Below are 7453 nucleotides of genomic sequence, written 5' to 3' on the forward strand. Positions count from 1 at the left end.
GCCGTAGCTCCCGGATCATATCAGGTGATAACTTTTCTTCTTTGGCTTTTCGCTCAACTTTATAAAGATCCTGTATCATCAGTAGCGCCTTTTTGGCTCTTTCCGGGTCATTCTGCAGGCCTTTCTCAAACTCACGGCGTGCGTGTGCCCAGCAGGCCAGATGGGTGATGTCTTTCTTTTTTCCAAATTTTTCGTAGGCGGCATATCCATCCGTCTGCAGATATCCCTTAAAGTTATCCAGCATGGGTGTAGGTACATGACCACCACGGGAAGGGTTATAATCGAACAGCACCGTTTTATCCAAAGGCGAGTGGTAGACCCAATAATAGCCCTGATGGGCAGCTCCTTTTTTATCGCTGTCCAATACTTTTATTGGGGTCTCATCAACCTGCAAATAGCCCTGAGCTTTGGTGTCAACGACCAGCTGTTCATACAATGGTTCGAGTTTTTCCAGTGCCTGTCTGGTCCATCCTTCGATGGTTGAGGATGGGATCTGTATGTTTTCCCTTGCGAAGATCTGTTTTTGTCGGGGGTGTCTATTTCGGTGATGTTGGGCAAGTTGTTTCGGGATCAACGGGCCAATTATTTCGCTAGTCAACGGGCCACTTTCCGATTACAATAATATGCATTTCAATTAAGATTCCAATTTCTTTTTTCTTCTATAGGATTCGCCTGTCAATTCGAGCCTATGCGAGGAGAATGTCACCCTGTCAAGAATAGCATCTGCTATAGTACTTTCCCCAATGAGTCCATGCCATTTTTCTACCGGTATCTGCGTAGCTATTATCAGTGATGCACTGTTACTGCACATGATCTGGATACCATTTATCCTAACCGAAGTATCGTTTAGCCAATGAATGTCTTCGGGCTCTTAACACTATGATAGCTTACTAGAAAGGCTTAACTAGGTGTCTATTTTATTGTTGCAATTCCAAACCTATGAAGTTTGAACGTAGTATGATTACGGTATTCCGTAACCACACTATTATACGACTTTCTCAGTTAGACTCTTAGGTTTTTTGTATCGATTTAGTTCGCAAAAATATAATTGTCTAGCTCTTGATTAACTAGGCGGTCTGAGTGGTGTTTCTGTTGCATACATCCTTATTTATCCTTATATTTAATGCTATAATTATTAGCCTTAAAAGCCAAGGGAGATTTCTTAAAATAATGTTAAAAATTCACTTTTAAGTAAACTAAATTTTGAAAAATAGTGTTATATGAGTAGCTTTGCTTCAATAAAGTTCATTAAAGAATATGAAAAAGTAGTTTTCTACTCTGTTGTTGTTAATGGCGAGGAGAATGAGGAATCATTATTTGAGACTTTTATAAAGAAATATACAACGAGTGAGCCTGCTAAACTAAATCATATCTTGGCCTGGATAAGACTTATTGGAAATCGGTACGGAGCAAAAGCTAGTTATTTTCGACATGAAATGGCCGCTGAAGGTCTTCCTCCGAGAGGAATAGACAGGGAGCCAACCTATATTGAAGAAGACCAAAATACGAGTAATAACCTGCGATTATATTGTCATCGATTAAATGATTGCGTGGTTATTTTATATGGGGGTGCTATTAAAACAGCTGATAAAGCTCAAGATTGTCCACAGGTAAAGGGACATTTTAATTTGGCAAACATTTTGTCCAGATTAATTGATCAGAGTTTTGCTGATGATGATATAGAATGGAGTGATGATTATCAGGATATTCTTTACAATGAAGATTTTAAAATAAATTATTAAAATGAAACTTTCAAGAAGAAAAGCCAACCAAGAGAAAAGTGGTCTATTGGAGGTGAATGTAATAGACCAATGGTTGGAGCAACATGGAGATCCAGCGATCGAAAGATTGGTCAAGAAAAACTTGGCTATTTCAAATAAGATTGCGCAGATTTTGACAAGTAAGGGTATGAAAGCATCGGATTTAGCCACATTGATGCATAAGCAAAAGTCTGAGGTTTCGAAATGGCTTTCTGGTCAGCATACCTTTACAACCAAAACTATTGTAGCGATTGAAGCAGCTTTAGATGCAGAGATTATTTGTGTAGAACCTATTCATAAGAACATATATTTTACTGTTCATAGTCGGATTCCTTCTAATGACTTCACTCAGGATGAAGTATTTGAAGAGTCCATTTCTGATGGTGAATATGTATCAGCTTAATCAATAAGTTATGAACACGGCAAAAGTTATTGCAGAGAAGATTTCACTTGAAAAAATAAAGCCAATAAGAGAGAATTTGGATTTAGGATTTGATCTGAAAGACAAGGAATTCCAAATGAATATTGCGCAGTCGATCAAGCATAATTTAGAAAAGAAGTCTTTTAAAATATCTCTTTTGGTGTCGTTTTCTTCTACTGAACATGTATTCGCTGAATATCTCTATGATTTTTATTTTAAGGTCGAAAATATGCTAGAATTCGTTAGTGAAAAAGATGGTAAGACCGCATTTACAGGCCAGCTATTGGGGACATTGATTGGCTTATCTTATTCTACTCTTAGGGGGATTTTATACAGCAGGTTAGCTGAAACCAATTTAAATGGCATCATCCTACCTGTAGTGAATCCTAACGAGCTGTTGAATTCAAAAATATCTGAATAAATAAAATTTTAAGTTTCCGGAGAAGTCATTGAGTGATTGTAGTTTAATGAGCATAGTTTCACTCGGGATTGTTTTACAATCTAACACCAATCTTCCCGGAAACCAAATTGCTAATTTCTGAGCTGTAGTTCCCCAATTAGCCAGTGGCATCGTCCATTTTTTCTTAATGTTTTTTTGTGCTAAATAGACCAGTTTCAATAACGCTATGTCAGAAATGAACGCACCTTTGGTTTTAGTGACCTTATGCTGGAAAGGAGGACGAATTTGAGGTTGTTCTGATTAAAATTGAAACAGACGGTACAAGACCGAGTAAGTGGCTTTTTTACGTCAAAAGGGCCTGATTCTCATCAGACCCTTTCTCTTAGCGTTTATTTGTACAGTAATTTTTATGTTTCTTATCGTTTCCTCTATTTTGTTTCGTCATCCAATGTTTTTAAAGACAATTGGATTTTCACTGTACGACGCCAATTTTTATGTTGAACCTTTCTTTCGAAAGGTAGCTTGTAGCCGTTTTGTATTGTAAGAACAATAGTCAATTTGAAATAGTTTTATAAAATTCTACTAACTCCAGTTTAAATTCAAAAAAACTTATGCGGTTATGTAAGTACAGGTTGGGCTAGTAAAACATTTGCAGCAGCCTTGATTATCAACCAGAGCATACTGCTCGGGATCAATCATAAGTTTTAGGCATTGAAGGACAACTATTCATAAAATACCTTCAGCTGCTCCAGCCTCTTTTTTACCAGCTTATTCTTCATCGGTTCAAAACTCATGATTTCTTTGCTGTTCTGTTTGACGGATACCCGAAACGGCTGGTTTAGCTTTGCTGTCAAATAATAGATAGCCACCAGCTCAGCGAGGTCTTCAAACCATGCGGCTGTACTGTAAAGAGAAACAAAGGGCGTTTTTTGAAGGTCGTTGTAAATTTTGGGCGCATCAGAAGCCGGCACCTGCTTTCCGCTCCGGAAGCGTGTGGTTGCCAGCAAAGGACTGATGAATGCTTTCTCGGGTACATTTGCTGTGTGCCAGATGCCCCGGGTAAATGCTGTAGGAGCCGCCACAGTATCGCCCTCGCCGGAGTGAGGTGTAAGCGCCAATACTGCATCCACCACATGCGTTGCCTCGTGAAGCAATACGTACACCATAGCATCCAGCTCGCCGGCATCAATAGTTATCTCCATCCCGCTGCCTTCGGGAAAGGTATAGTATGTATTCTCTTTCCATGTGGCCCATTGGGAAACAGTTTCGTTAATGATTTCCGCACGAAAAGTGATGTTGAATTTTTGGCTTGAATCGGCTGTTTCAACAGGGGATGTAAGTGCGGTGTTAGGCATATTATCCATGAAACTTATACTGTGCAAATGTTGCTTCAGAATTTTACTATGCAGCGGCGACAGCATAGTAAAAGCCTTCGCGACCTTGTCTTTTTCTTTGGCTGTCAGTATATGATCCACAGGCTGCATTCCTGCTTCGCGAAATTTGTTGAAAACTTCGTCCGGTGCAGTTTGTATTCGTTCTGCCAATGCTGTCGAGGGCTGGCTTTCCGAAGTTTGGGCGTTAAGAGCCATCGGGATAAAAAGAGAAAAAAATAAGTAAGTAAAGAATCTGGGCATCATATTGATTTTTGTATTGGAATAACAACGACTGAATTTAATTTATGGCAAGAAATTTTGCCCTGAACGCTGACGGCGTTTCACCTGATTTCTGCACAAATAGCCTGCTGAAGTATGCCGGATCTTCATATCCCAGTTCATAGCCAACCTCTTTTGCCGTCAGATTGGTATGCACCAACAGCCGTTTTGCTTCTAACAGAATTCTGTTTTTAATCACATCATTAGGCTGAGGCAGATTAAGCCTTTTAAATTTATGGCTAATCGTTTTTGGAGCCATAAACAGCAGTTCGGCATAATCGGCAACATGGTGCTTTTTCTTATAATTTTCGTCAACCAACAAGGTAAACTTCCTGAAAAACTCCAGGTCGCTATTCTGTTCGATAAGTTCCTTATCAAGATTTTGTTTTTTCCATAACCGTGCGGATTTGATGAACAATTGTTTGAGATAGGTACGAAGCATCTCTTCCAGCGAGGTATCGTTTAACCCGAACTCATCCGTCATCTGTCCGAAAATATAGCTAAAGAAAGGAATTTCACCATTGTCCAATTCTACCATCGGCATATTGTAGATGTTGCTGAACAGTAATCCGTTACAGGCTACTTCCTCATCATGAATCTGGATACAATAAAAGTCGCGGTTGTAAAAGATGAAGTGTCCCTCTTCTATTCCGGGCTTCTTTATATGCAGATGCTGATTGGGGCTTACAAAGAACAGGGACGGTTGTTTTACGGAATATTCAGCGAGGTCAACCTGCACTTCAGCTCCCTTTGAAAGAAGCAGTACTTTTATGTATTGCTTATAATCCGTCCTATTTATGGAATCGACATTATCTTTATGAAGCGATATAAGCCCTATGGTTTTTAGGTCGCTCCGAAATACTTTTTCACTTGCCATATTGGTAAACTAATGGGAATAAAAATACAAATCTCCGTTTAAATAGAAACAGGAGAACACAATATTCTTGCTCCCCTGTTTTGCAATTCATCATGATTTTGCAAATTTCTCCAGCTCGGTATTGAATTTTTCCATTTCTTCGACAAACAAGGCATGACCGCTGTTTTCAAAGCGGATAAGCGTTGCATTTTTTATACCTTTCTGTAATTGTTCGGCCCAAATAAGCGGACAGTTTTTATCATACACTCCCTGAAATATGGTTACAGGAATATTGATTTTTGAAAGCTGGGGGCGTAGGTCCAAATCCCTGAGTGCCGTGATCGATTCTGTCATGGCATAAGGAGAGGCCTGCAAGTTGATGTTTTCCAACCATTTTTCTACGTTTTTAGAGATATTGCCTTCTTTTGCCACGAAGCCTGCACCGAAACTTGCGATCAGATCCTGCCTTTGTGTTTTGGTCGCGTTTATCAATCCTTCAACAACAGCATCGGGCAATCCGTCAGGAAAACCTTCCCGCTGTTTCCACGAGGGTGCCGCCGCCCCAAACAGAGCCAGCTTGCTTATATGGGCAGAGTTATATTTTGTTACATAATGCAACACCACTGCACCGCCGAGCGAAAATCCTCCAAGCGTAGCATTTTGTATGTCCAGTTTTTCCAGAACCACTTTTATATCATCGGAAAAAACATCAAAGTCATACTTTCCGTACGGTTTATCTGATTTTCCAAAGCCACGGAGTGTAATTCCAATCACTCTGAAACCTCTGCGGGATAAATATTGGTATTGGTATTCGTACATTTCATCGCTTAATGGCCATCCGTGAATCAGTACGATAGGCTTACCTTCGCCAAGGTCGGTTATGTGGAGCTTTACACCCTTTTCTACTTCGATGTAATCTGCTCTTCCGGCAGAAGCTGGTACTCTTTTCCCTTGGGCAAAAAGAGAAGTGCTCAATAAAGTCATCACTAAGCTGATTGTTGCAATAATTGTTTTCATTTTTTAATGTTTAAATTGTTTCAAATTGATAATACAAAGATATAGTCAGCTTGATTCGAATGGAATGGATAATGGTGGATATGTATTGTACTTTTTTCCCTAATAAAGAATTTAAGGATAATAGTAGGAATATAAAGGAACGTTGAAATTTGAAGATTTTAATAAGGCTGATCAAAGTGAATAATCTATTTGTTAAGGCCTGGTCGTGAGATCTGGCTTTTTATTTGGTTAGCCTGAGGTTATTATCAAAGCGCCATGCGTTAAAAACAGTTAATAAAATTGCTAAACGCTTAGTTTTATAATATTTTTATTGTAAAACTGATTGAAAGTGAGTGGACTACAGGTGTTATTTCTATTACTATTTATCACAAACTTATCTTCTGCACAAGATCTGAAAGGTACGATTAAAGATAAGCATTCGGGTGATATTCTTATAGGTGTTTCGATCAAAGGAGCTTCGCGCAGCAACTATTCCGATGGTAATGGCAAATTTATATTGTCGGGCATTAAGCTTGGAGATACAATCACCTTTTCTTCAATCGGATATCGTGAGGAAAAATATATAGTTGGTAATAGCAATCGTGATAATCTGGTTATATATATGGAGCAAACAGCAATTTTGTTGGATGAAGTCAAGATCAATCCTTTAAGAAATTATAAGGCTGATTCCTTAAAGTTTCGGGAAGAATTTGGCAAGACCTTCAATTATAGCAAACCCAAATTTAAAGACATTTTCATCACCAAAAACTATTCTTCAAATGTCCCGAGACACCCTAATCAGGCGAGCAATAGTACCACCTCGCTGATTAGTGTCGATGTGCTTTCTGTTATTTCTATGTTAGGGAAAAAAAATAACCCACAATCCAAGCTCCAGCAGAAATTAATAAAGGAAGAAGAAGAGCAATATCTTGATAACACCTTTTCAAAGCGTATGGTTCAAAATTTGACGGGCCTTAAAGGTGACTCTCTACAAACTTTCATGCAGTTGTACCGTCCGAATATTTACACAGTAAAATACATGTCCGACTATGATATTATCCTGTATATCAAAAAGAGTTATCAAGAATATATCAAGCCTTAAGTAGCCTTATCGTCTGAACTACTCTTTTTTTGTTTTGATAATGTCATGACTACTATTGCTATTTGGGATATGAGCATAATTGAAAGCCCACGAGTAAAAGAATCAGCGCCTCCATTTATACAGCCAAAAAATATCCATGATACCTCAAGAACCATTAGGCAGCACATTAGTTTTCTAAAGATTGATTCCATGATTTTTCGAATTGGCAACTTTTTCCTACAAATCTCTCTTATACCAATTTAAGCAAATAAATACTGTATTGCAAA

9 protein-coding genes and 1 pseudogene are annotated in these 7453 nt (G+C 38.6%); 4 read left to right on the top strand and 6 right to left on the bottom strand.

Annotated features, from left to right (window positions below; translation table 11 throughout):
• Together HPC41_RS08170 and HPC41_RS08175 are read right to left on the bottom strand one after the other, a co-directional pair.
• Positions 1 to 598 (bottom strand): IS66 family transposase (locus HPC41_RS08170; RefSeq protein ID WP_246250482.1); only part of this gene is annotated, 598 nt, incomplete at its 3' end.
• 36 nt (positions 599 to 634) lie between these two features.
• Entirely contained in the window at positions 635 to 811 is a 177-nt protein-coding gene (locus tag HPC41_RS08175; protein ID WP_172393551.1) for an ATP-binding protein, read from the bottom strand.
• A gap of 409 nt (positions 812 to 1220) precedes the next feature.
• Here HPC41_RS08175 and HPC41_RS08180 point away from each other — a divergent pair, with 409 nt between their 5' ends.
• From HPC41_RS08180 to HPC41_RS08190, 3 genes are read left to right on the top strand one after another with little or no spacing between them, the layout of a single operon-like run.
• Complete coding sequence (locus HPC41_RS08180) at positions 1221 to 1742, top strand: hypothetical protein (protein WP_172393552.1); 522 nt, start codon at positions 1221 to 1223, stop codon at positions 1740 to 1742.
• 1 nt (position 1743) lies between these two features.
• Positions 1744 to 2163, top strand: coding sequence for a helix-turn-helix domain-containing protein (locus HPC41_RS08185; protein WP_172393553.1), 420 nt, complete (start codon positions 1744 to 1746; stop codon positions 2161 to 2163).
• 10 nt (positions 2164 to 2173) lie between these two features.
• Entirely contained in the window at positions 2174 to 2602 is a 429-nt protein-coding gene (locus tag HPC41_RS08190; RefSeq protein WP_172393554.1) for a hypothetical protein, read from the top strand.
• Between the two features lie 78 nt (positions 2603 to 2680).
• On the opposite strand, the pseudogene HPC41_RS25785 reads toward HPC41_RS08190, so the two are convergent.
• The 4 genes and pseudogenes from HPC41_RS25785 to HPC41_RS08205 form a co-directional block, all read right to left on the bottom strand.
• Positions 2681 to 2845, bottom strand: a pseudogene (locus HPC41_RS25785) (IS256 family transposase); the annotation flags it as partial.
• A gap of 458 nt (positions 2846 to 3303) precedes the next feature.
• The gene (locus HPC41_RS08195) at positions 3304 to 4218 is read right to left on the bottom strand and encodes a hypothetical protein (RefSeq protein WP_216660709.1); all 915 of its coding nucleotides are present in this window, start codon (positions 4216 to 4218) and stop codon (positions 3304 to 3306) included.
• A gap of 34 nt (positions 4219 to 4252) precedes the next feature.
• Positions 4253 to 5110 carry a helix-turn-helix domain-containing protein gene (locus tag HPC41_RS08200; RefSeq protein ID WP_172393555.1) on the bottom strand — a complete coding sequence of 286 codons (858 nt, stop codon included), beginning with the start codon at positions 5108 to 5110 and terminating at the stop codon, positions 4253 to 4255.
• Between the two features lie 90 nt (positions 5111 to 5200).
• Complete coding sequence (locus tag HPC41_RS08205) at positions 5201 to 6106, bottom strand: alpha/beta fold hydrolase (RefSeq protein WP_172393556.1); 906 nt, start codon at positions 6104 to 6106, stop codon at positions 5201 to 5203.
• A gap of 328 nt (positions 6107 to 6434) precedes the next feature.
• On the opposite strand from HPC41_RS08205, the gene HPC41_RS08210 reads away from it, so the two are divergent.
• On the top strand, positions 6435 to 7187 hold the full coding sequence (locus HPC41_RS08210; protein WP_172393557.1) for a carboxypeptidase-like regulatory domain-containing protein: 753 nt from the start codon (positions 6435 to 6437) through the stop codon (positions 7185 to 7187).
• Positions 7188 to 7453: the final 266 nt, after the last annotated feature.

Source organism: Sphingobacterium prati (assembly GCF_013167215.1).
GTDB lineage: Bacteria > Bacteroidota > Bacteroidia > Sphingobacteriales > Sphingobacteriaceae > Sphingobacterium > Sphingobacterium prati.